Source organism: Helicobacter rappini (genome assembly GCF_900198625.1).
Taxonomy (GTDB): Bacteria; Campylobacterota; Campylobacteria; order Campylobacterales; family Helicobacteraceae; genus Helicobacter_A; species Helicobacter_A rappini.
The window spans coordinates 1-26812 of record NZ_FZPK01000003.1 but is presented as its reverse complement, the minus strand read 5'-3'; the positions used below and the strand labels follow the sequence as shown (position 1 = coordinate 26812).

General features: G+C 34.4%; 17 protein-coding genes. 7 read left to right on the top strand and 10 right to left on the bottom strand.

Translation table 11 applies throughout. The features are described 5' to 3' along the window. The first annotated feature begins 305 nt into the window (after positions 1-305). Entirely contained in the window at positions 306-1091 is a 786-nt protein-coding gene (locus C6H17_RS00330; protein ID WP_020995424.1) for a hypothetical protein, read from the top strand. Between the two features lie 212 nt (positions 1092-1303). On the opposite strand, the gene gltS is transcribed toward C6H17_RS00330, so the two are convergent. The 3 genes from gltS to hisD all read right to left on the bottom strand — a co-directional run bounded on the left by gltS (position 1304) and on the right by hisD (position 6661). Then, positions 1304-2533 (bottom strand): sodium/glutamate symporter, encoded by a 1230-nt coding sequence (gene gltS, locus C6H17_RS00325; RefSeq protein ID WP_005216613.1) that lies wholly within the window; start codon positions 2531-2533, stop codon positions 1304-1306. Positions 2534-3245: 712 nt separating this feature from the next. Beyond that, positions 3246-5201, bottom strand: coding sequence for an asparagine synthase (glutamine-hydrolyzing) (gene asnB / locus C6H17_RS00320; protein ID WP_005216614.1), 1956 nt, complete (start codon positions 5199-5201; stop codon positions 3246-3248). A 101-nt stretch (positions 5202-5302) separates the two neighbouring features. Next, positions 5303-6661 carry a histidinol dehydrogenase gene (gene hisD / locus C6H17_RS00315; RefSeq protein WP_005216615.1) on the bottom strand — a complete coding sequence of 453 codons (1359 nt, stop codon included), beginning with the start codon at positions 6659-6661 and terminating at the stop codon, positions 5303-5305. Between the two features lie 127 nt (positions 6662-6788). On the opposite strand from hisD, the gene C6H17_RS00310 reads away from it, so the two are divergent. After that, positions 6789-7685, top strand: coding sequence for a DUF2156 domain-containing protein (locus C6H17_RS00310; RefSeq protein ID WP_005216616.1), 897 nt, complete (start codon positions 6789-6791; stop codon positions 7683-7685). A 112-nt stretch (positions 7686-7797) separates the two neighbouring features. Continuing rightward, the gene (locus C6H17_RS00305) at positions 7798-8379 is read left to right on the top strand and encodes a purine-nucleoside phosphorylase (protein ID WP_005216617.1); all 582 of its coding nucleotides are present in this window, start codon (positions 7798-7800) and stop codon (positions 8377-8379) included. A 2-nt stretch (positions 8380-8381) separates the two neighbouring features. Here the strand turns inward: C6H17_RS00305 and C6H17_RS00300 are convergent, their stop codons facing one another. The 5 genes from C6H17_RS00300 to C6H17_RS00280 form a co-directional block, all read right to left on the bottom strand. After that, positions 8382-8927: a hypothetical protein gene (locus C6H17_RS00300; RefSeq protein ID WP_005216618.1), complete on the bottom strand. Its 546-nt coding sequence runs from the start codon at positions 8925-8927 to the stop codon at positions 8382-8384. Between the two features lie 251 nt (positions 8928-9178). After that, positions 9179-9910: a hypothetical protein gene (locus tag C6H17_RS00295; protein WP_005216619.1), complete on the bottom strand. Its 732-nt coding sequence runs from the start codon at positions 9908-9910 to the stop codon at positions 9179-9181. Positions 9911-9915: 5 nt separating this feature from the next. Then, positions 9916-10908 (bottom strand): phosphoribosylformylglycinamidine cyclo-ligase, encoded by a 993-nt coding sequence (gene purM / locus C6H17_RS00290; protein ID WP_005216620.1) that lies wholly within the window; start codon positions 10906-10908, stop codon positions 9916-9918. Positions 10909-11085: 177 nt separating this feature from the next. After that, on the bottom strand, positions 11086-12000 hold the full coding sequence (locus C6H17_RS00285) for a radical SAM protein (protein WP_005216621.1): 915 nt from the start codon (positions 11998-12000) through the stop codon (positions 11086-11088). Positions 12001-12060: 60 nt separating this feature from the next. Next, entirely contained in the window at positions 12061-12723 is a 663-nt protein-coding gene (locus C6H17_RS00280; protein ID WP_020995426.1) for a type II secretion system protein, read from the bottom strand. A 343-nt stretch (positions 12724-13066) separates the two neighbouring features. On the opposite strand from C6H17_RS00280, the gene dnaA reads away from it, so the two are divergent. The 3 genes from dnaA (at position 13067) to gyrB (ending at position 18076) form a co-directional block, all read left to right on the top strand. Then, positions 13067-14389: a chromosomal replication initiator protein DnaA gene (dnaA, locus tag C6H17_RS00275; RefSeq protein ID WP_005216623.1), complete on the top strand. Its 1323-nt coding sequence runs from the start codon at positions 13067-13069 to the stop codon at positions 14387-14389. A 208-nt stretch (positions 14390-14597) separates the two neighbouring features. Continuing rightward, complete coding sequence (gene dnaN, locus C6H17_RS00270) at positions 14598-15716, top strand: DNA polymerase III subunit beta (protein ID WP_004086338.1); 1119 nt, start codon at positions 14598-14600, stop codon at positions 15714-15716. 32 nt (positions 15717-15748) lie between these two features. Continuing rightward, positions 15749-18076 (top strand): DNA topoisomerase (ATP-hydrolyzing) subunit B, encoded by a 2328-nt coding sequence (gene gyrB, locus C6H17_RS00265; RefSeq protein WP_005216633.1) that lies wholly within the window; start codon positions 15749-15751, stop codon positions 18074-18076. A 1342-nt stretch (positions 18077-19418) separates the two neighbouring features. On the opposite strand, the gene C6H17_RS00260 is transcribed toward gyrB, so the two are convergent. Next, entirely contained in the window at positions 19419-22394 is a 2976-nt protein-coding gene (locus tag C6H17_RS00260; RefSeq protein WP_104731307.1) for an autotransporter outer membrane beta-barrel domain-containing protein, read from the bottom strand. A 360-nt stretch (positions 22395-22754) separates the two neighbouring features. Further along, entirely contained in the window at positions 22755-26276 is a 3522-nt protein-coding gene (locus C6H17_RS00255; protein ID WP_396279274.1) for an acyl-[ACP]--phospholipid O-acyltransferase, read from the bottom strand. A 319-nt stretch (positions 26277-26595) separates the two neighbouring features. Between C6H17_RS00255 and C6H17_RS12380 the strand changes: the two genes are divergently transcribed. Then, positions 26596-26812: hypothetical protein (locus tag C6H17_RS12380; RefSeq protein ID WP_199768853.1), on the top strand; the 217-nt coding region annotated here is incomplete at its 3' end.

The following is a 26812-nucleotide window of genomic DNA, read 5'->3' as shown; positions in this document are numbered from 1 at the left end:
AAAGCCGATTTTACAAAAAAAACGAGTCAAGTGCATTTTAAGAAGTGATTAAATGTTGAATTAAAATAGAAAAATAGAAAGATATTTTGTTGTTGTAAATATAGAATTGCGAATTATGGCGAATAACATTTATGTTTTCACAAATCAAGTGTTAGGTGGAAAGGGGATTAAAGGTCCTAATAACCCCTTGAATAATATAATTATTATATGTATAAATCTATCCAAAAATTTGTCTAAACATACACCATAATACTTTATATGAAATCACGCTTTTTTACTATAATTACAACAAATAAGGAGTGATAGTGCAAAACGAAAGATTAAAAGGTGTGATTTTATCAAATGGCTTTATTAAAGCAGATAATGGCGAAATATATGAATTATCCCTTACACACATTAATAATCTTTATGATATACAAGGCTATTCATTAATCAACAGGCAAGTTATTTTTGATATACATAATGACATAGCTTGTAATATTGATATAGAGATAACACCACAAAACAATCAACACACAACCACAGAATCTATATCAACAAATACAAGCCAAATACATGCAGAAACTACACCAAAGGGTTATATTATCCCGCTTGAAAATATCACACTTTTTAAACGCAGAGTAAAAATCATGCTAGTTTGTAACTTTATATTGCCTATATTTGTAATACCGCTTTTTATCGCAGCGTATATGCAGTTTTTACTCACAAAGCAAATCGCCATACAGGCACAAAGTAAGACACTTATGTTTTATTTTTTTATGTCATCTGGTAGTATGTATTTTATTACATTATTAGCGTTATTTTCTGGAATCTTTGGTATTGAGATGAGTGGTGAACTCTTCTTTGGCTTTATAGGATTTTCATCAATCAGTATATTTATAGGCATGATTCTATACTTAAGGCTTTTAGGTAAGATTACAGGGGAAAAACTCTTTATGAGTGCATTTTATATTGTGCTATGTGCGGGATTAGTCGGTCGCTTTGTGTTGCCACTTGGGATTATATGTCTCATACTTGCACCGATATTTTATAGTATAGCATGGCTTCGCATTAAGATGATACTATGTGTGATAGATTCTATTAAGCCTTAAACTTTTGGGGTTTTGGAATCTTATGTGGGATATATCACAATCAATTTACTTTTTTTTATTGTTTTGCCTGTGTGAGATGAGGTTAAAAGGTTGTTTTAGATTTTATGCTTGGGTGTTTTGCTTAAGTATAGATTTATTCGAAACCCCTTGTGCTTACCTAAAAATTTAGATAAGTTACAAGGCTAAAGCATACATTTACAAGACTATAAAACCTAAATCAAAAATGAAAGTGAGCCTTTAATCACAATCGCATTGATAATATCAATAAAAAATGCGCCGCATAGTGGCACGATAATAAATGCCATGTGGCTTGGTCCATAATGTGAGGTAACTGCCTGCATATTTACCATAGCAGTCGGTGTAGCACCTAATCCAAAACCACAATGTCCAGCCGCAAGGACTGCAGCGTCATAATCTTTACCACAGAATCTAAATGTAACAAATACTGCATAAAGTATCATTAGCACCGCTTGTGATACAAGGATTACAATCAATGGTAATGCAAGGGCTAGTAACTGCCAGAGATTTAGTGTCATCATCGCAAATGCAAGGAACAAAGAGAGTGAGACATTGCCTAACACAGACACTTCTCTATCAAATACTTGATGAATGTTTAGTATTTGCAATGTATTACGCAATATTACTCCTGTGAAAAGGCAATATACAAATGTTGGGAGATTAAGCCCGGGCATGACATCTTTCATAACATCTTCTAACACTTTACCGATTAATAAACATGCTGCAATCAATGCAAGGCTCTCTATAAAGCTAATAGGTGTGATTAGTCTCTCTTTTGTCGGCGTTTCAAAACCATGTGCTTCATCATTATTATGCTCTGCACCCGGCAATTTGAGATTATGCTTTTTAATAAGATATCTTGCAACAGGACCACCGATAAGCCCACCCATAACAAGCCCAAAAGTCGCACATGCCATAGCTACACCCGTTGCCGCAGAGAAGTTGTATGGATCTGCTTCAAAAATCTTAGCCCATGCAGCACCTGTGCCATGCCCGCCACTCATTGTGATAGACCCGCCAAGCATACCAAGTAAAGGATCTACACCCATAGCATAGGATATACCAACGCCAACGATATTTTGCAAAAAAAGCGCACCAACGATGATAACAAGGAATATGGTAAGCATTTTCCCGCCTTTTTTCAATGCGGAGAAGTCGGCACTAAGCCCAATTGATGAAAAGAAAGCAAGCATTAAGGGCTCTGATAATGAAGTGTCAAATTTAAACTCAAGCTGTAATGTTTTATAGATTAATAGAATCATAATCGCGGTTATAACCCCACCTACAACAGGCTCTGGTATATTATAATCCCTCAAGACTTTTACACGCTCGATAATGAATCTACCAAGCAATAAAACTGCCACCATACACACAAGCGTGAAGTAGAAATTAAAGTCAATGCTACTTAGACTAACATCTTGCACACTGACATAGCCCTGTTTAGTCTCTTTATCATGCGTATAGCTTATGGAATAGTAGTTATCCACTTTGCCAAGCACTTTTAGCTTTGTGTCCTTAGGTATGGTTGTATCGAGTTTGCACTGCTTATTTGGTGCAGTATAGATTGTCGCATTTTGTGTGTTGATTCTATATTCATCACGCCATGCAGCTACTTTCTCTAGCTTTATATCATCTGTGGCACATTGTGTCGTGCTATTTTGTGCGTTCTCAGTCGCATAAAGCGGCAATAATGTGTTTAAAAACAAAAACAGGCATAAAATATGTCGCATAAAAATCCTTATAGTTAAGATTGTGATATTTTGGCTTTTTAGATTCTATGTTTGTTTTAGAAACTTAGAATCTATAGATTCTACACTTTTAATCTTGTAATTACTCAATAAAAGTAGAGAAATTATATCCTTTAGCATTTGAGTGAGATTTTAGTCAAAGTATCTAAAAATACAGAATCTATAAAACACTTTGAAAAAAGATTTTTCGCTCAACACTCAAAACGACGAGAAACTAAATGCCAAAATATCAGCCAAAGATTATTTTGATTATAAAGCAGTCCTTTACAAACTCATTGAAATAATTACTAAATTGCCATTTATATTTTTATATAAACTTACAAAAAGTAACATTATGTCATTTGTATGGAATTCAGAACAAATATAAAATTCGTGCTAAGCATGACTTTTATATTTTAGCAAATATTAGCGATTTTTGCCATAGATAAGGGTTTAACTCACACCACACCTGTTCGCCTACTCTATAATTATTTTCTTCTTTATTGCATATTTTTATAATTAATGTTTGTAAATCTTTTGGGTTTCTCACTAGATTACATTCTAAAAAATCTTTAGAGTGTGCTATATCTAAAAACCATTCTTTTAATCCATTCTCTTTTCTATCTCGCTGCATCCATTGCACGATAGGGGAGACAAAGCCCATCTTGCTTTTACGCCAAATCACAGATTCTGGCATAATATCATGCAAAGCATCGCGAATTAGTGCCTTTGTATAGCCATTTCTAATTTTATATGTATAAGGTAGGCTAAAGACAAATTCCACAAGTCTATGATCTAAGAATGGCATACGCACTTCTATGCCATTAATCATGGAATATCTATCATAATTTCTCAAAAGTGTTTGTAATACATCTTGAGTAAATAATTCATAAAGCCATTTTGAAAAATAATCAAGTTTGTTAAAATTAGGATGAGAATCATGGGGTGTGTATAATTTATTTCGTATCTTTTTATTGAATCTTGATAAAAGAAATTTGGCTCCATCTTTATAGAGTTTTAGTGTTGGTTTTGGTGCTTCGCTAGAATCATTAAGAGTATGCAAGATATTTTTTATTTGTTTAATATTAAATCTTGCATCCCATAAAGATTGCAATACATGTCCATAACCGCTAAAAAGTTCGTCTGCGCCATGCCCATCAAGTGTTACGGTAACACCTTTTTGCTTTATGGCTTGATATGTTGCGATCATTGGCACAGGGCTTGTTGTATATAAATCCTCAAAGAGATAAAAATAATGCTCTATTTTATCCCAATGTGCCACCGGGTTAATCTCTAAAAATTCACCTTGTATATGAATATGATCGCACACTGCCTTAGCATACTTACTCTCATCAAATGGCGTATCTTTAAAGCAAGCAATGCAAGCATGCTGCCAATCATTTGATTGTCTTAAATGTTGTGTGCTATTTTTGCTTACATGCGACATGGCACATATTGTAGCACTAGAATCTACTCCGCCACTAAGGGCTGTGCCTAGACTTACATCAGAACGCATTCTTAATGCTACTGAATCAAAAAATAAATGGCGAAATTCCGCAACAATATCTTCATAAGGTTTTGGTGTCTGCGGATTATATGGCATATTATCAAGTATGTGATAATATCTCTGCGGCTTAAGACTATCTACACCATTTTGTATAGAATCTGTATTTATAATCGTAAAATGTGCATGTGGAAAACGCTTAATGCCATCTATCAATGTATGCTCTGTGCATTCATAGCTATATATTTTGTTATATATCATATCATTAAAATGGCTGGAAGGCTCTAAATCTTTTAAAAATGGATAGATTGCCTTCATCTCAGAAGCAAAAACAAATTTCTTTTTATTGTTTTCATCAGTAATGAAAGCATAAAAAAGAGGCTTTTTGCCAAACCTATCACGGGATAGAAAAAGATCTTTTGTTTCATGGTTAAATATAGCAAACGCCCACATGCCATTAAATTTATTTAAACAAGCACTCCCATAAGCATCATAACTAGCAAGTAATACTTCGCTATCAGAATCTGTGTGAAATACATACCCTTTTGCTATGAGTTCATCGCGTAGTTCTAAAAAGTTATAAATCTCTCCATTAAAAACTAGACTATATTTTATATGCAGTTTCGCTGTATCTATTTGCTGGGTTACCCCCCCCCCCACATTGTCAATATTTAAGGGAAAGTGCATGGGTTGGGCTGCCTTATTGCTTAAATCAACAATTTTTAATCGCGTATGACCGAAACTTATATTCTCATTATGAAATACTCCATTACTATCTGGTCCCCTGTGATGTATTGTCGTTAATGCCCTATTGAAAAGTTCTGTATTGCTTGATGGAATTGTCCCTAAAATACCACACATATTCTGCCTTTTTGGATAAATTTAGAATTAATTATACATTAAAATAATATGTTATATGTATTAAAAATCCTTTATCCACTCAACAACTTAGATTCCATAATTTAATCTTTCATAGAATCCAAACGCGATATAACAGAGAGTTTGTGAGCTTCAAGTCCTTCAGTTTCAGCTAAGATAGCACAAGGATTCGCTAGATTTTTAATACCTTGTTTTGAAAAAGAGATAAGAGAACTACGCGTGCAGAAATGCTCTACCCCAAGTGGTGAGAAAAATCTCGCACTACCGCCTGTTGGCAATGTGTGATTTGGTCCTGCTAGATAATCGCCGATTGCCTCTGGTGTATAATGCCCTAAGAATACCGCACCAGCCGCTTTAATCTCACCCAAGAGTGAGAAAGGCTCTTGCGTTACAATCTCTAAATGTTCGGGGGCTATGGCATTCATTAGCATTGCGGCTTGTTTGAGATTCTCTACAATGATGATTGCCCCCCTTTCTTGTATGCTTTTTTGTGCTATGTCTTTACGCATTAGATGAGTTAGCTTTGTATCAATCTTTTGTGCGACTTCTTTAGCTAAGTCTTTATTATCTGTGATTAATATCGCACTTGCCATAGAATCATGCTCTGCTTGTGATAGCATATCTATTGCTAAATAATCGCTATTAGCATGAGAATCTGCGATGATTCCAATCTCGCTAGGACCTGCTATCATGTCAATATTTACTTCTCCAAACACAAGCTTTTTTGCAGTGGCGACATAGATATTTCCCGGTCCAGTGATAACATCTACTTTTTTAAAGCCTTTTTGCGTAGTCTTTGTATGTGAAAAAAGAGAATCTTTACTCCATTTAGTCTCGCCAAAACCATAGGCAAACATACCAATAGCACCAATCCCCCCGATTTTATACCCCTCTTTAATACCGCAAAGATACATCGCTGCAAGCACTAATTCATTTATATGATTATTGGGTGTTGGACTTGCCATAATGATTTCTTTCACACCGGCGACTTTTGCGGGGATTGCATTCATTAAAAGTGAGCTTGGATAAAAGGCTTTACCACCGGGGATATAGATACCAGCACGCTGAATGGGCATAATATTTTGCCCTAGCATATTTGCGTATTCATCATGATAGATAAAGCCTTTTGGGGCATTTTTCGCGTGGAATGTATAGATTCTATCGTGTGCTATTTGCAATGCGTCTTTGGTTTTAGAATCTAGATTTTTATACGCATTAAAGGTATCTTCTTCTGCGATTTTTAGATCATTAAAAGTCTGTGGATTCCAAGAGTCATATTTTCTCACAATATCTAGCAGGGCATCTTCACCCCTTTGCTTAATATCTTGCAGCGTTTTTAACACTTCAGGGATAATGCTATCCATATCTGTATTTGCACGCGCTAAAAGAGTGTTAAACTCCGTCTCAAAATCCTTGTCGTGTATATTTAATATCTTAATCATTTTAGAATCCTTAGTGATAGTTTTTTCATTATAGCAAACAAACTATAAAGTCGGCTTTTTTGTAATAATCTTAGCGAAACTTTGATAGAATCTTACTTTTACTTTGTTACAAAAAAGGCACTAACGCATGGAACAGCAAGCCATTATATTTAAAGACATTACACTGCAAGATAGGGAAATAATTAATACATATCTACAACAAGAAGAGTTTATGATTTCTGATATTTCTTTTGGGAATCTTTTTATCTGGCGTTTAGCTAGAAAGATAGCATTTTGTATTTTGCATGATTGTCTTATTATAGAAACAACTTATACAAATGAAGCACCATTTTGCTTTTTCCCTATCGGTAGCGGGGATAAAAAGAAAGCTTTAATCTCACTTCATAATCACTATAAACAAAAAGGACAGAATCTTATATTCCATTCAATAGAAAAACAGAATCTAGACTTATTACACGAAGTATTTGGCGATAGTATAACGCCTATTTTGAATCGTGATAGAAGCGATTATATCTATAAAACACAGGATTTAATCGAGCTTACCGGACGCAAATATCATAAAAAGAAAAACCATCTCAATAGATTCTTTGATGAGTATAAAGGCTTTAGCTTTGAATCTATTAGTGAGAATAATCTTAGCGAACTCTTACATGTATGGAGAAAATGGGATAACGCAGGAAATGATATAGGGCTACAAAATGAGTCAAAAGGCATTATAAGCGTGTTTGAAAACTATGCGGATTTGGGATTTTTAGGCGGACTTTTGCGATTTAATGGCGAAGTGATTGCCTTTAGCTTTGGTGAAGTTATCTCAAAAAATCTTTGTATTATCCATATAGAAAAGGCGGACATTAACTATCGCGGGGCGTATCAAGCGATTAATCAACAGCTTTTATCCCATTGCTTTAGTGATATTTTATATGTAAATCGTGAAGAAGATTTAGGTATAGAGGGTTTGCGTAAGGCAAAGCTATCGTATAATCCAGAATTTATTTTAGAAAAATACGAAGTGAGTATTGTATAGATTTGAAATTGTGAGTTTATTAATACCAAACATTTTAAAATCTTAATCTTTATGGGTGCGTGCAGGGTTTAGGGTGCATTTTAACAATATTTTAGAATCTTAAGGTGGTATAATGTATATTTGTGCGGGTGAGTGTGAGCAGTTTGTCTTTGCAAAAAGTATTGGTATGGGTTTAGTGTCTAGTGCAATAGGGCTCACAAAGATTTGTTTGCAGTATGCACCAAAAGAGCTTGTATTTATAGGTAGTGCAGGGTGCTATGATGAAAGTTTGCGTATAGGTGATATGGCGTATAGTTATAGTGCTACGCAGATTGAGCTTAGTTTTTTAGATAATCATTCTTATACGCCGATTGATAATAGCGTAAAACTTGAACTTAAAGATAATGTTTCACATGAAACATTTATACAGAATCTACATGATAAGATTCAGAAATTACCGCAAGTTATTGTAAATTCAAGTAACTATATCACAAACACAAATAAATATAATGCGATGATGAGTCATGCAAATATTACGCTTGAGAATATGGAATTTTTCAGCGTTTTAAAAGTCGCACAATATTTTCAGATTCCATGTATTGGAATCTTTTGCGTGAGTAACTTTGTCGGCAAAAATGCACATAATGAGTTTATAGAAAATCATACGCTTGTAAAAACAAAACTGCATGATTTTATAGCAACTCTTAACAGATAAAACTATATACTTAAAAATATCATAAGCCCCGTAACACAAAGCCCACAGAAAAAGGCAAGTAAAGCAGCACCCCTTTTATGCTTACAAAATGCAGTGATAATAAGTCCGCTAAAATAAAATAAAAACAAAGATACAGAAAAGCTAATAGCTATAATATCAAAATAAAATCCACCTTTGCCCTTATGCATAAGCAGCAAAATCCCGTAGAATCCACGCTCAACCGCCCGTAATTTCATCGTGCCATCTCTCTCTTTTATCACCATAACGCTATATCGTATCGACCCCATGCTAGGATTCCCACGCACCATTTTTAAAGTTGTATCGCTTGGAATCTTTAGATTATTGTCCTTTAGAATCTGCAGCATTGTGTCTTGCTCTTTTCCTTTAGGCAAAGATTCTATTTGAATCTCATGGATAGTAGCCCCTGCCTCTTCTTTAATATCAAAGAGATAAAGAGAACCCGTTATTGCATAAATGAGCGCTGCTGGAAGAAAAAATAGACTAAGATACAAATGCACTTTCATCCAAATTTGCTTTTTCTTAAACAAGTGAATCCTTTTATATAAAATTACTTAACATTATAAATAAAATAATAAGAATGAAATCTAATTTTAATTATAGCAAAATTTCGATGTTTTAGGATGTTTTCTGTTGAATAAATATTTTACAAATATGAGAAGTTAGAATCTCATTTAGTTGCGTTGTCTCTTTGACACTCATACAACAAAGCTATGCACTATCAATTAAAGGACTTTTTCTTATATTTTAGATTCTCACAGCCTACCGAACTAAGATTGTATTATTTATTAACAAATCGTATATTTTGTAAAGGGATATAGCCGTCTATAAAAGTTTCTTTATTGATGGCATAGCGGACATGAGCCCATGATTTTTTGGTGTCTATAACCTGCATTTTGATACCATCTTTATTAATGGCGATTATCTTTGATTGCGTGTTTGGTAAGTGGTAGATTTTTGCTTGTTTTGTGGTTGGGGTCGCCCATTGTTTTTTATTCTTTTGTGCGATTTGTATGCTTTTCACATCATAGGGATTGTTGGTATTGTAGAGTTTAATGTTTGTTGGGGAGTTTAGATTTGCTGAAAATGCGTTTGGTAACTCATGCGTGTGAATCTGTCTATATGGGACATAATCTACATTATCAATTTTATTCACTTCTATTGTGCTGCGATTTTGTGGGTTACTTGGCTTTTGTTTTGGTTCTGTCTGTGCGATTGCTTTTGTGTCTTCAAACTCTATGTTTGCATAGGTGCTAATGCGATTTAGATTTTCCGATAGAGTATTGTGGATAAAATCGACATTTGAGCTTTGCTTGATTTTTTCTAGCTCTTCTTTCATACGCACTTTTTCATCAATTTCATCATTGTTTTGTGGATTTTCTACTTGGGTAATAGTAACTACGCGTTGCTGATATTGAGTGAGAGAATCAAAAACAAAATAATATACTAAAAAACATGCACATATAATACCAAGTGGTAAAGCATATAATTTCGCATAGAATTTTAGTTTCATAGAATCTACTTTATGATAACTTGCTTTTGCCCTGTCTGTATATGTCCAATGACACTAGCTTGCATACTTTGTGCTAACTTTTGTGCGTTTTCTTTTGGCACGATAACTACCATGCCAACGCCCATATTAAATACACGCCATGCCTCTTCTTTATCAACATAGGGCAGGAAAAACTGATAAATTTCTGGAATCTCTATGGCACTTTCACTAATAATAGCCTGTGTATTTTCTGGCAAAATGCGGATAAGATTCTCTTTAATACCCCCGCCTGTGATATGGGCTAGTCCTTTTATAGAATCTTTATGTTGCAAAAATGGTTCTACATAGATTCGAGTAGGCTCTAGTATAGAATCTATGAGTGTTTTTCCTAAAAAATCCATCTCTACATTAATCTTTTTTGTATCGATAATGCCCCTCACAAGAGAGAATCCATTGCTATGAAATCCACTGCTTTTTAAGCCGAGTATCACATCACCTTCTGCTATGCTTGAACGCTTTTGTATATCATCTCTTTCTGCAATGCCTACTGCAAAACCCGCTAGGTCAAAATCACCCTTTGCATATACGCTTGGCATTTCTGCAGTTTCACCGCCTATTAAGGCACATTTTGCCTGTTTGCAACCCTCTGCAACACCACGCACAATACGCAAGGCATCTTCACTCACAAGCTTATGCGTAGCATAATAATCAAGAAAAAACATAGGCACAGCAAAATCACAAATAAGATCATTCACACACATAGCAACCAAATCAATGCCTATATTATCTAGCTTATTATGACTAAGGGCTAGACTAAGCTTTGAGCCAACGCCATCAGTCGCCGCACATAATATAGGATTTTTGTAACCTGTCGGCATGGCAAAGCAACCAGAAAAGCCACCCAAACCGCCTAAAACAAGCGGATTAAAAGTTTCTTTTACAAGTGGTTTTAATGCTTGGACGAAGCTATTGCCCTCGTCTATATCCACACCAAAGTCTTTATATTGCAGTGTTTCCATATTTTCCTCATCAGTCTTTAATCGCAGGAATTGTAACAAAAAATCACTCAAAATATGCTTTAAAACATAAAAAAATCAAAGTATATTGTAATAGCATTAATTTTATTTGTGTAAAAAACACGCACAAAAGTCTATCTACTTCAGCATACATACCATATCTGCTAGGCACAAGAGAAACTACACGCAATAAAACGACACACCAGCAATATTTTTTATCTTTATTTGTCCTATCGCACACATATTTTCAAGTCGATTTACACTCTCTTTTGTGAGTAAAATTTCACAATCTACATGCGTTAAAGGTCGCCTTTTTAATAGTTCTAGAATCTCTGTTTCGCTAAGGTCTTGTTGTGTAACATTTATCGCATCATTTTTACGCGTAACAACACATACATTTAGCCCTTCATACAATGTGCTTAACTCATATAACTTTTCATTACTCACAGGATATACTCTATGGGAGCTTGGTCGATCAATGGTTGAAATATCCACGCGTTTAATATCCACTTCACGCAAAAATGCGGCATTCTCCTTATTAGATTCCATATCATCATTCATGTTTGCTACAATCAATACTTCAGCGACTAACTCACCGCCATATTGCTTAGAAAAGTCTTTAATGCCTTGTTTAATTGTAGCTAAATCAAGCGTTTTACTTGGCTTATCCACGCGTTTAAAATTCTTTGTAACCACAGAATCAAGCGAAAATTTAACAATATCAAAGTGATTGAGTGCATTTTTTTGTGCGTGGAAACGAGAGCCATTGCTTAGTATAAGGGTTTTAATGTTTGGATATTCTTTTAATAATTCTTTTACTTGCAATATGAGTTTTTCTAGGTGTGGATAAAGAGTTGGCTCTCCATTCGCAGTAAAGGTTAGCACATCAATATCGGTGTGTGTTCTCAAAGCATGCTGAATAGATTCTAAGATAACCTCTAGCGGTGCGATTTGTGTTTGTGTATCCATTGGCTTTTTTGCCTCAAGCTCACAATATACGCAGTCAAAATTGCATTGCTTTGTATAGGGGCTTAAATCTATACCCAAACTCACACCAAAGCGTCTTGATAGAATAGGTCCAAAGACAATTTGCATGTATATCCTTTTATATTTTTATCATTATAGCAGTAAAATGTAGTGGGAATCTAATAATCTTTAAGGCGTAATATGCAGGGGAATGATAATATCACTTGCATAATTTTTCAAAAGATTCTGACATAAATTAGAGTTTTGAGATCTGTTAAATAGAATCTCTAAAGCAGTTGTTTGGTTAAAGCGAATGCTAAGGCAGTCATTTTGAGAATCTGGCACACCATTTTTAGCAAGTTTTAGAGAATCTCCACTGACAACCCATCTCTGTGGCGATAAACGCAGGTAGCTAACAAGCCATTGTGGATTAGCATTTTGTGGCATAAACTCATTTGTAATCGCATATTCTTGTGTGCTTGAAATAATGGTTTGTATATCGCTTTGGATAGCAACACTTAGGGCATTATTGCGAGAAAAGCTTATGCGTGGTAATGCAAGACTTGCTAATATGCCGATTATCACAAGCACAAATAAAAGCTCCATCATGCTAAAACCTGTGCTGTATCGTATGATTTTATGTAGCTTTTTAGGATCTAGATTCCATATTAGCTTTGTATCTGTCAAGGTTTTATTAGAATCTGGTGCATTGCGACATGATAAGCTAAATGTGAATTTATGGTTTAGAGCTTTTTTCACATAGGAATAAAGAGGTTTTACTTTAAAAGCACATAGGGAATGTTTAATCTTATTAAATACACAAGATACATTGAGCCATTTTAGTTTTTTCATATCCACTTCTTACATATACTTAACTATATAGCTATAAAATATAGATTCTATACTAGATATTTCGCTACACTCTACAAGTTTCTAAATTCTTACCCAAAATTTTAACCGACATTTTTTTCATTGTCAAGTTGATTCATATATTCTAAGTTGAAATAAAAGATGGTCCTAGCAAAATATTACAATTGAAATGATATAGAAACCAATAAACTCTAATTCACATTATATTCATGTCTATTTCACTTAATATTCACTTAATATTCATGTATAATATATAATTATAAGCTTAATTCACTATTTTTATACTATACTACGAAAACAAAAAGTGAATATACTAAGGATAATTATGGATAACACAAACCTACTTCAAAGACTCCAACATGAAATACCAGAAAATGAATATCAACAATATATCAGTAAAATCTCTTTTGATTCTATGAACTCAACGCCAAGTCATCTCATCTTTATAGCCCCAAATATTTTCATAGCAAACTGGGCGAAGAATAAATACACAAAACTCATGCTAAAGATTCTAGAAGTTAAAACAATAGATGAAATCAAAATAGAATTTATAACAAAAAATCAACACAATAAACCGCCCGTAGAAAATAATAAGGATAAAAAATACATAACTACAAATAATCAAACTTTTATAAATAAAAATGTCTCATTTAATAGCTTTATAGTAGGCGAATGTAATAAATTTGCCTTTGAAACCGCAAAAGAAATAGCAAAAAATCAAGGTAAATGGAATCCACTCTTAATCTATGGCAACACAGGATTAGGAAAAACGCATTTATTATATGCTATCTGCAATGCTGTATATGAAAGAACACCAAACGCAAAAATTGTATATATAACCGCAGAAAGTATGTTTAATGAATACAGACATAGAATCCAAAACAACACAATGCAACATTTTAGAGAGAGATTTCGCTCATGTGATTATTTACTCATTGATGATGTGCAGTTTTTATCAAATACAGATAAATTCCAAGAAGAATTTTTCAATACCTTTAATGTCATAGTCCAAGAAGGCGGACAAATCGTAATGACAAGCGACAAAGCCCCAAAACTCATAGATAAACTTGAAAAAAGGCTAAAATCCCGCTTTGCAGGGGGTATGATGACAAAGATAGAATCTCCAGAACTCGATATGAAAATAAATATTATTAAGCAAAAATGTGCGTTAAATAACATTACGCTTGAACCAAATATAATAAATTTTATCGCCACACAACTCCATGATAATATACGCGAAATAGAAGGAACAATCATTGATATATACGCCAATATGTCAATTATGAATATACCAATAACACTTGAAATAGTAAAAAACATATTAAAAGACAGAGAAATAGAGGAAAAAGCCACAAACTTTGATGATGTAGTCAATCTTATAGCAAGAGAATATAACATTAAACCAAGTGAAATAAAAACAAAAACAAGGGGTAAAAAAATCATAGCAAGATCAAGAAAAATAGTAGCCTATATCGCAAGAGAAGCAATCAATACGACTTTTCCCCATATTGCAACAGAGCTAAACCTAAAAGACCATAGTGCAGTAAGCAAACAAATAAAATCAATCAAACAAGAAATGGAAAAAGACAATGCACTAAAAATAGAAGTGCAAAATCTCTTATCAAAACTCAAACAAAATACACAATAACTACGAAAATAAAGCCATATTCCAATATATTTTTGTTATACTTCTTACTTTGTTTGTGTCCTAAAAATGAATTAAATGTGAATGAAAATAGCAAAATACAAATGCCAAAAAGTGCCTAATTAACGCTTTAAAACAAATATAAAAAACTTTATTCACATTATTCAAGCACACTACTACAACCACTATACTTTATTAAAAGGGAAAACGCATGAATATGATAAGCATTGATAAAAGCATACTCGACCAAGCCATAACAAATATGCAATCAGCAGTCAATAAGAAAAATGTGATCGATATCACCGCAAATATATCCTTAGAAACAATTGATAATAATCTTATCCTTAAAGCAACAGATCATGAGATATACATACGCACAATACTCAAAACAAACTCATTACAAGGTGAAATAAAATGTGCAGTAAATGGTGAAGCAATAGGTAACTTCATAAAAGGACTAAATGATTCTGAAGTTATCATAGAGCAAGACAATGAGAATCTTTATATAAAACAAAATAATGCTTCGGTATTTAAAATCCCAATCTTTGAAATAAATGAACTCCCTTTTAGTCAAAACTACAAAAACGAACAACAAGGCTTTCAATCAATAGATATAAATAACAACTTCTTATTACAATCTCTAAAAAAGATTATGCACTGCTGTAATGATAAAGAAACATTTAATATCGCTATGCAAGGTATCCTTTTTGAAGTTAAAGATAAAGAAATAAATATCGCAGCAACAGATTCTAAACGACTAGGCTATATACAAAAACAAACAGAATGCGATAAAGATTTTATAAGTATTATCCCTAAAAAAACACTGCAAGAGATTCTAAAACTATTTTCAACAGATTGTGAGCTATATATTAAACCAATACAAGATAGTAATAAAATAGAAACATTATGCTTTGTAAGTGAGAATATAGAATTTTACGCAAAACTTATCAATGCAAACTTCCCAGATTTTAAAAGTATTATTGCAAATAAACCGCAACTACCAACATTAAAAATCAATAAAGAAAAGATTCTAAAAACTCTTAATCAAATGAATGCTATATGCCAAAGAGCTAAAGTTACATTTGAATCTAATAAAATCATTTTTGAAACTCTAGAGGGTATAAATGGTGCAAGCGCCTCAATTACAATCAATGATATAGAAAATCACAAAGCAGAGCCAATGACAATAGGACTTGTGAATAGACATTTATTAGAATGTATCAGTAATATTAAACAAGATGAGTTTGAAATCATTATTGATGATCCTTATAAACCAATCTTTGTAATAACAAAGGATTTTGAAGAAGTTATCATGCCACAAATCATATAAAAATTCTATAAATAAAGAGAAAGGAAAAAATAATGGAAAATACAACAAAAGAATACTTAGCAGATAATATCAAAGTCTTAAAAGGGCTAGAAGCGGTTAGAAAACGACCGGGTATGTATATCGGCGATACAAATACAAATGGTTTGCATCACATGATATATGAAGTCGTGGATAACTCTATCGATGAAGCAATGGCAGGATTCTGTAAAAATATTAAAATTACTCTCACAGACAAAGGCAGTGCTATCATTGAAGATGATGGCAGGGGAATCCCAGTTGATATGCACCCAACAGAGAATATGCCAGCAGCAACGGTTGTTCTAACCGTATTACATGCAGGTGGTAAGTTTGACAAAGATACTTATAAAGTATCAGGTGGTTTGCATGGAGTTGGTGTAAGTGTTGTAAATGCTCTCTCTTGTAAGCTTATTATGACAATTTATAAGAATAATAAAATCTATAAGCAAGAGTTTGAGAAAGGAATCCCAACTACAGAGCTAGAAATAATTGGCGAGACAAAAAAGCATGGCACTACTATTGAGTTTTTCCCAGATCCAGAGATTATGGAGATAACAGAGTTTGATTCTAATATACTTACGCGTAGATTTAAAGAGATGGCATATCTCACACATGGCATAAAGATAAGATTCAAAGATGAGAGAGATGGTAGCGATACTACATTTCATTTTGAGGGTGGTTTAAGCCAATTTATAGAAGATATCAATAAAAAGACTTTAATCACACAGATTCTAAGCTTTGAAGCAACAGAAAATGAATATGACTCAGAGATAGAAATCGCCCTAGCCTATAATGAGGGCTATGATGAAAAGGTATTAAGCTTTGTAAATAATATTAGAACACCAGATGGTGGCACACATGAAGCAGGTTTTAGAGCAGGGCTTAGTCGTGCGATTTTAAACTATATTGAAGCAAACGCAAATACACGCGAAAAAGATGTAAAAGTATTAGGCGATGATGTGAGAGAGGGTTTAGTCGCTATCGTTGCAACCAAAATCATGGATCCACAATTTGAGGGGCAAACAAAGGGTAAATTAGGCAGTTCATTTGTAAAAGGCATAGTCCAAAAGCTTACTTATGAAAAAATATCAAAGTTTTTTGAAGAAAATCCTACTCAAGCAAAGCTTATCATGCAAAAAGTGCTTATCGCAGCAAGGGGCAGAGAAGCAGCAAAGAGAGCAAGAGATTTAACTAGAAAAGATAATAAAGTATCAGTTTCTACACTTCCGGGTAAATTTGCTGATTGTCAAAGCAAAGATCCAAGCGAATGTGAAATCTATCTTGTAGAAGGTGATAGTGCGGGTGGCTCTGCAAAGCAGGGAAGAGATAGAAGATTCCAAGCGATACTTCCCTTACGCGGTAAGATTCTAAATGTTGAGAAATCAAGGCTTGATACAATCCTAAAAAGTGAAGAAATCAAAAATATGATTACTGCCTTTGGTTGCGGCATTGGCGATGAGTTTAATGAAGAGAAATTACGCTATCATAAAATAATCATTATGACAGATGCCGATGTCGATGGTAGCCATATACAAACCTTACTTATGACCTTCTTTTATCGCTATTTTAAGCCTTTAGTGCAAGGCGGATATATCTATATCGCCCAGCCACCACTCTATAAATATAAACGCAATAAAAAGGAAGTCTATCTCAAAGATGATAAAGCTTTGAGTGATTTTTTGATAGAAAATGGCATAGAGCATTTTAACTTTAAAGGCATAGGGCATAATGAATTATTACAGATTCTAAAGATTATCGCACATTACAGACAGCTTGTAAATGATTTAGAGAGACGATATAGCGTGCAGTATGTCTTAAGATATTTAGTCGAAAACGAGCTTGACACGCATGATTTAGAATCTTTATCTAAAAATATAGAATCTTATCTTTTAAGTAAGCAGTATAATGTCTTAAAAAAGCATATTGATGAAGTAAGTATCACGCTGAACGCACAAACAAATCTAGGTATAACAGAGATAAAAATCACACGAAACCTATTCCATGACATAAGCTTTAAAGAATGTAAAAGGATTTATCAAAAAATCACTGAAAGAGAGCTTGAGTTTTTAGAAGGTAAAGACATTATAACGGGCTTAGAAGAGATTGAAGAAGCCACAAGAAAAAAAGGCGATATAAGCCGATATAAAGGCTTAGGTGAGATGAATAAGGAAGAGTTATGGGAAACTACCATGTCCCCGCAAAATCGCACTCTAGTCCAAGTAAAGATAGAAGATGATGAAATGGCAGATGAAATGTTTAATATCTTTATGGGTGATGAAGTAGAGCCAAGACGACAATATATCCAAAAACACGCCCGAGATGTTAAGAATCTTGATGTTTGATTCGTAAAAATATATCTTAAATCATAATAAAAACTGACTCAAACTTACTTAAAGTGGTAGGCTTTCTGTTGTGTCGTGTCCTAATGCAATCCTATTATATAGATTCTTAATAAAGCTTATTTCAATTTCAAAAAAATATCTGTAATCCTGCACTCATCTCAATAAAAACAATAAGCAATAAACCAAAAAATAATATACATATATGAAATTATACAATGCTGTATAATACAAAGAAATCTTATAATGTCATAAAAAAGGTAAAAAAGTGTTTTGCCTACCTTAACATGACAAGCTATAGAAAAGCTAAAATAAGCTTAATAGTAAGCCAAATGGCCTACATTCCAAAGTTTAATTTTCAAGTTTTAGGTTTTGATTCTAAATCTTTAAAATCATGAGTGAGTTTTTTTACATGTATCTCAACATGGTAAGGTTAAAAATGAAAAAACAAGTTAAAAAAATAGTATCTATTAGCTATGCAAAACACAGCATAGTAACTACAACTCATAGTGCCAAAAGCTATGAGATTATCTCTTAAACTTTGTCATGTTAAGACTATGTCAAAACACCTTTTAGAATCCACTGCATGAGATTCTATTTGCACCCTTAAGCCCTGCACCCACCCAAATATAAAATATCCTTAAACCTCTCTTTCAGTCTTTTAAAAAAGACTTGTAATTATGTTAAGCTTTATTGTTATGCAATAATAACAAAGCTTAACATAATGAAAATATAGATTGCCATGAGCTTTTCTGTAATGAACTTCTTTGCAAAACATGACAATAAATCATCATTGCAGTAATGCAATATAACTTCTTTTCATCATTGCAAACATGCTAAAGCAATCCAATCTGCTTTGTCATATTTGCAAGTGTGGGCAAGAGCTTCGCTCGTGCGAATGCGTAAGCATGAAATATCTAAATATCTAAACCTTAGAATCTTATAAACCTTAGATTAGAATCTTAAAACAAAGATTACTTAGCTTAGTCTATGCTAGATTTTTCGCTACGCTCAAAATGACAAGGCAAGTTAAAATAACAAATAAAGTTAAAATGGCAAAGAAAGCCAAAATAACAAATAAAGTCAAAATGACAAAAGATTTAAAACCTGTAAAAGTATCAAAGAACACATAAGGTTAAGGTTTTAGAATCTATTATGCCTATCTAAAATCAGTTAAGATATAGATTCTAAAATTACACCCTATAAAGCCCCTAGCCCACATAAAGTGAGAGAGATTGCCATGAGCTTCTTTGCAAGTCTAGCACATGACATAAAATAATCTCTTATATCAATACTATAAGAGATTAACATTGCCAATCAAACCCTTATATTAAACTATAAGAGATTAAAACTGCCAACCAACTCTTACATTAATGTTATGAGTTTTTACTTGCGCACCAAACTCACCACCATAAGATAGGTTAATACTTGCATTTTGTCCTAGTTTAGCTCCTAGTCCTGCTTCTAGCACACCTACAAAGCTATCAATGTTATTTGTAGCATAGAAAAGTCCATTTTGCACATTTATAGAGCTTACAAAGCTATTACCTGCCATTGCATAGCGGATACCTGCTTTAATAGTTGGGAATAATGACATTTTCTCTAGTTTAATAGCTTTTGTATATCTAATTTGTGCTAATAGATACATAGGTGTTGCTGTTGTGCCTTTTATTGTTTGATTATTAGCTGCTGTATTAAAGCTATTAAATGTAAGTTCTGGCATAATCACTGCTTGTTGCATTAGACCTATTTCTGGTGTGATATAACCAAAGTTTGTAGGCATATCTAAACCAAACAATGCACTTGCACTAAAGCCGCTTACAAGTCCAGTAGCTTCTCTTGTAGTATCCATTAAAGGTGTTAAGCGATAGCTATTTGCAGCTAACATAGCATTAGCTTGAAGTTTTACAAATGGCACTAGACTTAGACTTGCTTTATTTACTTGTCCTAAAGGCATTTTAGTATGCACACCTGCCATAAAGCTGCTGCCTAGTGATTGCATTTCAGCACCAACTTTACCTGCATTTTGACTTTCTACACCAATGTGTGCTCCAAATAATACACCATTATCAAGAGCTTTAGCAGCACCACCTACAAAGCCCATAGCACTTCCATTTGTAGCAGCAAAGCCTGTAGCAGCAATGCTTGATGTAGAGAAGTATGGAGTAGCAAAGCCTATCCATGATTTATTTGCTCTCTCTTTTTCAGCAAGTAATAATGCTAGTTTTTCTTCTTTTGCTTTAGGATCTTTTTCAGATTCTACTGCTTCTGCTAGTTCTTCTAGCTTAGATTTTTTACTTGCACCTGTGTATTGTGTAGATATAGCACCCTCTCTTGGATAAGGAAGATTTCCTATCTCACCTGTAGCTACTGCATCAAATACACCATCAATAATGCTTTGTGCGCGTGTCATTTGAGAGTTCATATTAGCAATAGATTGGATAGCTCCTAATGCACCGATTGATTTGTTTGCTTCAACGCTGATAGTCATAGCACCACCACTGAAGTTAATATCATAGATATTTTGTGTAGTATCTATTCTACCTTCAAGGCTTTGGGCTAGAGTATCTTTGATACTTGTGCCTTGTGCGTTTTGAATAGCATTTGCTTTAATAAAGTTTTTCAAATCATAGGCTTCACCTACTTGAAAGCCTTGTCCTATATTTACGATAAAGGCTTTATCCCCTGCTGCTCTTGCATTGCTTACACCCTCAAGCTTGATTGTAGAATTCGTGTTTGTTCCTTCAATCTTTATCGCACCATTTGTATCATAGCTTGCTTTATCTTCAAGCGTTACAGCAAAGTTTTTGCCAAGCACTGCTGTGCCAGCTGCTGCAAAGTTTAGCGAACCAATGCTACCGCTATTGCTTATATGTGCTACGCTATTTGCTTGATTAAGCGTGATTTTATCTATGCTACCGCTATTGCTTATATGTGCTACGCTATTTGCTTGATTAAGCGTGATTTTATCTATGCTACCGCTATTTGTGATTGTTAAATGCTCATTTGCATTTGCTGTGCCACCTTTTAGTGTAATCTCACCAGTGATACTACCAGAGTTTGTAAGGTTTATGTTTTTGCCTTGTAGTAGCGTTGTGCCGCTGATTGTCCCGCTATTTGTGATACCGCCACCTTTTGCGTCTTGATCATGTCCTCCACCAAACTCAATAGCACCAGAGATTAAGCCCTCATTTTCTATTTTATTGATTTTACCATCTGCGGCTGCTTTTGTCATCTCGATTTTAGAGACGATTTGTCCGCCTGTAAGGTTTCTTATCGTATGTCCTGCTTTACCTGCTGTTTGTCCTATGGCTACATTGGTTGCAGTATTTTTATCGCCTATTATACCTTGATTTTCTATCACACCATGATCGTCACTGAAAGTGATTTTTGTGATTTCACCGCCATGATTATTTACGAGTGTTGAAGCATTTGCTGTGTCTTTACCGCCGCTTAATAGCACTCCGTCTGCAGAAGTGATTTTCCCAGAGTTTGTGAGTGTAGAAGCAAAACCTGTCATGGTTATCTTACCACTGATTGTGCCACTTGCATTGTTGATAATGCTTGTTGCGCCTCGTCCTGTCCCTTTGATTTCACCGCTCATTGTTCCGTTATTTACAATGTTTAAAGCCCCGCTAGATTCTACGGCTGATTCTATCTTTGCATTTTCTTTATTATTGATAGTTAAGCCACCATCACCGCCACCGATTTTACCTGTCTTCATTGTGCCGTAGTTATTGACTTCTGTTGCTGCTTTACCACCTGCGATTTCGCCAATCCATTCAGAATCTGCATGTTTGTTGTTGATAACAAGTTTGGCATTATTGGCAGTGTTACCTGTTACTTTGCCATTCCATTTTCCTAGTGCTTCACTTGTGCCGTTATTGATTGTGAGTGTTAAGCCCTCTTTGCCACCTTGGACTATTTCACCTGCTGCTTTTGCGCCATCTTGTGCGTAATTATTGATAGTTACGCTATTTGTTGTGTGGTCATCTTGGATAGTAACTTTACCATCTGATATACCTTTGCTATCATTTTTTATATTTAATGTTTCTGTCTTTGCGCCAAGCGTTGAATTACCGCTGATTTCCCCATTACCACCTTTTATATCTACTATTTCTACATTATATTTTCCGCTAAATTCATTATTTAAATCTTTCCCATTCACTTGTTCAGAAAGTTCAACAGCAAAAAGAGGGTTAGTTACCCCCCCCCCCCATAGTGTAAGGGCTGCTACTATGCTCACTTTAGCTAGTGTGCTTGCCTTTGCTTTTGTATTGCCTTGTGTCTGTGCCATTATGTCATGTTGTAGTATTGACATACTATCTCCTTAAAATCTAAAGTAAATGAAGTGCAAATTCTAGCATAAAAAAGTTGAATTTTTGTTTTTTTTTTGTAAATGTGGCGGTTTTATGGATTTTTGCTTTTTTATATTGATTTTAGAGTTTGTAGGGGATGTTTTGCTTCGCTCAACATGACAAAAAAAAGGGGTAACATGACGATTAAAGATGTTTTGTTTTCGCTTAGTATGACAATGTTAAAGGGTAACATAGTAAGAGATTCGTTTAGATTCTATGTTAGATGTTTCGCTTCGCTCAACATGACAAAAAAAGTAATATGACAAGGTTACAGATTGCCACGACTTACTATCACAAGGGGTGTAATGACAAGTTTTCAAAACTCATTTCTTTCCCTCAATCTCCCTAGCAAGTTCCTTTGTGCTTTTTAGATCTACTTTGCCACTGCCAAGTATTGGAATCTTATCTACGATAAAATATTCGCTTGGTTTTTTAAGCGGGATAATATCAGATTTTTTAATACTCTCAATTGCTATGGCACAATGCTCTTGTGGTGATTCTATAAGTAATACTACTTTTTCACCTTTTTTGCTATCTTCGAGTGCTACTGCACAAAACTTTACTTCGCTTGAAATCTCTTTATGTTTAAAGACTTTTGCAATCTCTTCTTCAACGCTTGATAAGCTAATCATCTCACCGCCAATTTTTGCAAAGCGAGAATATCTATCTGTAATATGCAAGAAACCATCAGAATCTAGATAGCCTTTATCCCCGCTTTTATACCAGCGGATTCCATGTAAATCAATAATGACTTCATTTGTTTTCTCTTCATCATTGAGATAGCCCACCATGATTTGATGTCCACCTATAAGGATTAGTCCATGCTCTCCTAATGGCAGCTCTTCTAGCGTGTCATAATCTACGATTCTAATAGCAGTCCCAGGAAGTGGCATACCTACACTACCCTCTTTATTTGCTCTGTGAATCTGCCAGAATGTAACATCAAATTCATCAGGTAGATTCACACTTGCAACAGGTGTAGTTTCAGTCGCACCATAGCCTTCATATATTGGCTTATTAAACTTCATCGTGTAAGCCTCACGCACTTCTTTTTTTAGCTTTTCAGCTCCAGCCACAGTTAAACGAATGCTATCAAACATTACTCTATCTATCTTTGGATTTCTCGCATAGATTCCAAGTAGGGTAGAAGTCGCACACATGATTGTTACATTATTTTGTGCTATTGCCCTTGCGATACCTAATGCGTCTGTTGGATCAGCATGTGAGATGACAAGCATATTTTCAATAAGTGGCATAAGCGTTGTAACAGTTAGTCCAAAAGCATGGAATGGTGGCAGGGAAGAAAGCATAGTCTCATCATTTCTTGCATGGATAACATCAGCGATTTGTGCGATATTACTCATAATGTTTAAATGACTAAGCATAACACCCTTTGGCACGCCCTCACTCCCGCTACTAAAGAGAATGGCACATACAGATTCTATCTTGCTTTCCTTTGCAAATAAAAGCTTTAAAAGCCAAGTAGGTGCAAGTGTGATAAAAGAAATATTGAGTATAAAGGCTACTTTTTGCTTACGAATCTGTGCGACAATATCTTCCATAAAATGCAGGGTAACACCGCTAAAATCAATCTCTATGCCTTTGTCTTTTAGCTTTTCTAAAAACTTTTTTGAAGTATAGATATGTGAGATATTAGAAGACACTATCGCACTTTTAATAGCGTTTAATCCTGCAGTAAAGTTAAGATTTACAACGATTTTTCCAGCCATCATACTTGAGAAATTACACAGCACACTTGCTAAAGAAGCAGGCAGCATAATGCCTATACAATCATTTGGAAGAGAACAGCTATTTGTCCTTTTTGGTAGTGGCTTATAGCTTAACTCTTTCATATCTTGACTAAGCATAACACAAAGTGTAAGCAATTTACGATAAGACATACTGCCTGTTTGTGTATCAATGATAGCAATATCGCCTCCACCGCGTTTGCAAGATTCTATAAATGCAGCAGGGATAGTTGGCGAGTTTTGACACTGATGTTCCCATGCTTTAAAACTCATCTCAAATACTTTTGCCTTAATCTTTTCTTTTTGTGTATGAAGTGGCAGGGGCATACCAAAGGCAATGCTTACACTTCTTTTTGTAAAGCTTTTTTTACGCTCTCTAAACTGCTCGTTGCTACGGCTAAAGATACTGCCCCACATACCGCGAATGTAAAAAGGCAGAACAACAGCAAGACTCTCATCAACACCTTGTGCGATTTTCTCAAATCCGCTTTTAAATTCGTTTAAATGTCCATGCCGACTAATCACACCTTCAGGGAATAAACACACAATATCCCCATTACTTAATCTCTTTTGAATCTGCTCTATTGCCCCACGACTTCCTAAGCTAGATACAGGTATCACACCAAAGAAATCAAGGAAAAACTTAATATACCAACGAGAATAGATACTTCTCTCCATTACAAAATACACTTTCTTAGGCACAGCCATCTGCACGATAGCCCAGTCGATAAATGAGATATGATTCCCAAGCAGCAATACACCGCCTTTTTGCGGGATATTATTAAAGCCCTCTACAACGAGTCTGTATCTCTGCAATATTGCCATGCTAACTAAGATTCTAACAAGTGAGAAAGGCAATAGCTTTATCATATATAAAGTAGCAACTATTCCAAGCAAAGCACTCACATAGAAAAGCCACTCAACAGGTAGATTCTGTATGCCAAATAAAGTAGCGATAAATAGGGCTAAAAGCATGCCGATATTCTGCACGAAGTTATTTCCAGCAAGGATTGTCCCCAATTCCTTATCATTGCTATAAAACTGCATTAACGCATTTAACGGCACAACATATAATGCCCCGCCTAAGCCAAAAAGAAAGAAAAGAAGTGAAATGCTAAATAGAGAGTTAAAAATACCAAATAATAAAAGGGCAATAGACATGATACACGCACCAAGCGGTATGAGACCTGTCTCAATATAGTTTTTGGAATAGCGACCAGCAATGATTGAGCCTACAATAATGCCAAGCCCAGTGCAAGCAATAAGCATATTGACAATATCTGTATCCATGATTCTTAATACATTTTTCGCATATACAGGAAAGATATTAACAAGCAGTTGTGAGATAGTCCAAAATACTGCTATAAAAAGCACAGAGAGATAAATCATTCTATGCTTTTTCATAACAGCTAGATTCTCTTTTAAAAGCTCACCTTTTAGATATTTGTCTTTATTAAATGAAATATTAGAATCTTGTCTTATTGTCGGTAGTCTAAAGCTTAATAGAAATTCCAAACATGCAAAGAAGCAAAGCAGTATCGCTAAAAACACCATATCTTTTATAATGAGTGAGGGATCTGTAAGTCCATCTGTATAGAATCTCTCAAAAAGGGCTGAAAAAAATATCATACCACCAAGCATTGCCACAATAGCCGTTGCTTGTATAATGCCATTTCCCCATGTAAGATTCTCTTTACCTACAAGCTCTTTTATATATCCATACTTTGCAGGGGAGTAAATGGCAGCTTGCATACCCATAAGAAGCGTCATATAAAATGCACCCCAAAAAAAGCCTATGGAGTAAAAAAACATAAGAATACACAAAAGAATTATATTAACAAAAGCCCCAATCTTTAGAATCTTATTTTTTGAAAATCTATCACTAAGAAAACCAGCAGGGGAGAAAAGCAGAACAAAAGGCAGAATCACAAGTGCATTTGCAATGGAGTTATAAAATAAATGCTCCCCCTCACTAAATGACTTATAGATAATGCTTAGCATTAGCACCTTATGCCCTAAATCAATAAAGGCATTGATAAATGCTACAATGATAAATGGAGTAAAACCTTTGATTTTATAAATCTTATTCATATATATCCTTATATTTATGCTGAAACTCTTATTGTATAAGATTTGGGATTCTAGCAGAAGTTTTATAGTAAAGTAGTTAGATAAGTTTGAAGAAGACAAAAAAATTAACAAAAAAGGTATCTTCCATACAGATGATTATAATTATATAAAACACACAATTAAACAAAAGCACAAGAGGCTTACAAAAAAACAAGCAGAAAGATATAAAGTTTATTTAAATCCACCTGCAAACATAGAAGATAAGCAAACACCAAAGACTACACGAGAAATAATAGATGAAGCGAAACAAAATATACAAAAGGAGCATAACTACACGGATAAAAATTTGATTATAAACGGCAGAGATTTTAGCAAGTCTTTTGAGGTTATGCGTGCGGAGATTGAAGCAAAGATAGGCATTAAGCCCATAAAAGAATTTGGCACAAACTATGCAGAACATTATCACAGCGGCGAGACTGCTATTGCAAAACTCATAAATGAAGCGGAGCTAAGGGCGAATATAAAGGACAAGTTGCAGGGGCATTTCATCGTAAAGAATTGGG

Bases quoted from the DNA above. Each gene is read 5' to 3' on its own strand.
- asnB (WP_005216614.1), bottom strand. From the start codon at position 5,201: ATGTGTGGTATTTTAGGGACAATTCCATCAAGCAATACAGAACTTTTC.
- hisD (WP_005216615.1), bottom strand. From the start codon at position 6,661: ATGATTAAGATATTAAATATACACGACAAGGATTTTGAGACGGAGTTT.
- C6H17_RS00310 (WP_005216616.1), top strand. From the start codon at position 6,789: ATGGAACAGCAAGCCATTATATTTAAAGACATTACACTGCAAGATAGG.
- C6H17_RS00305 (WP_005216617.1), top strand. From the start codon at position 7,798: ATGTATATTTGTGCGGGTGAGTGTGAGCAGTTTGTCTTTGCAAAAAGT.
- C6H17_RS00295 (WP_005216619.1), bottom strand. From the start codon at position 9,910: ATGAAACTAAAATTCTATGCGAAATTATATGCTTTACCACTTGGTATT.
- purM (WP_005216620.1), bottom strand. From the start codon at position 10,908: ATGGAAACACTGCAATATAAAGACTTTGGTGTGGATATAGACGAGGGC.
- C6H17_RS00285 (WP_005216621.1), bottom strand. From the start codon at position 12,000: ATGCAAATTGTCTTTGGACCTATTCTATCAAGACGCTTTGGTGTGAGT.
- C6H17_RS00280 (WP_020995426.1), bottom strand. From the start codon at position 12,723: ATGAAAAAACTAAAATGGCTCAATGTATCTTGTGTATTTAATAAGATT.
- dnaA (WP_005216623.1), top strand. From the start codon at position 13,067: ATGGATAACACAAACCTACTTCAAAGACTCCAACATGAAATACCAGAA.
- dnaN (WP_004086338.1), top strand. From the start codon at position 14,598: ATGAATATGATAAGCATTGATAAAAGCATACTCGACCAAGCCATAACA.
- gyrB (WP_005216633.1), top strand. From the start codon at position 15,749: ATGGAAAATACAACAAAAGAATACTTAGCAGATAATATCAAAGTCTTA.
- C6H17_RS00260 (WP_104731307.1), bottom strand. From the start codon at position 22,394: ATGTCAATACTACAACATGACATAATGGCACAGACACAAGGCAATACA.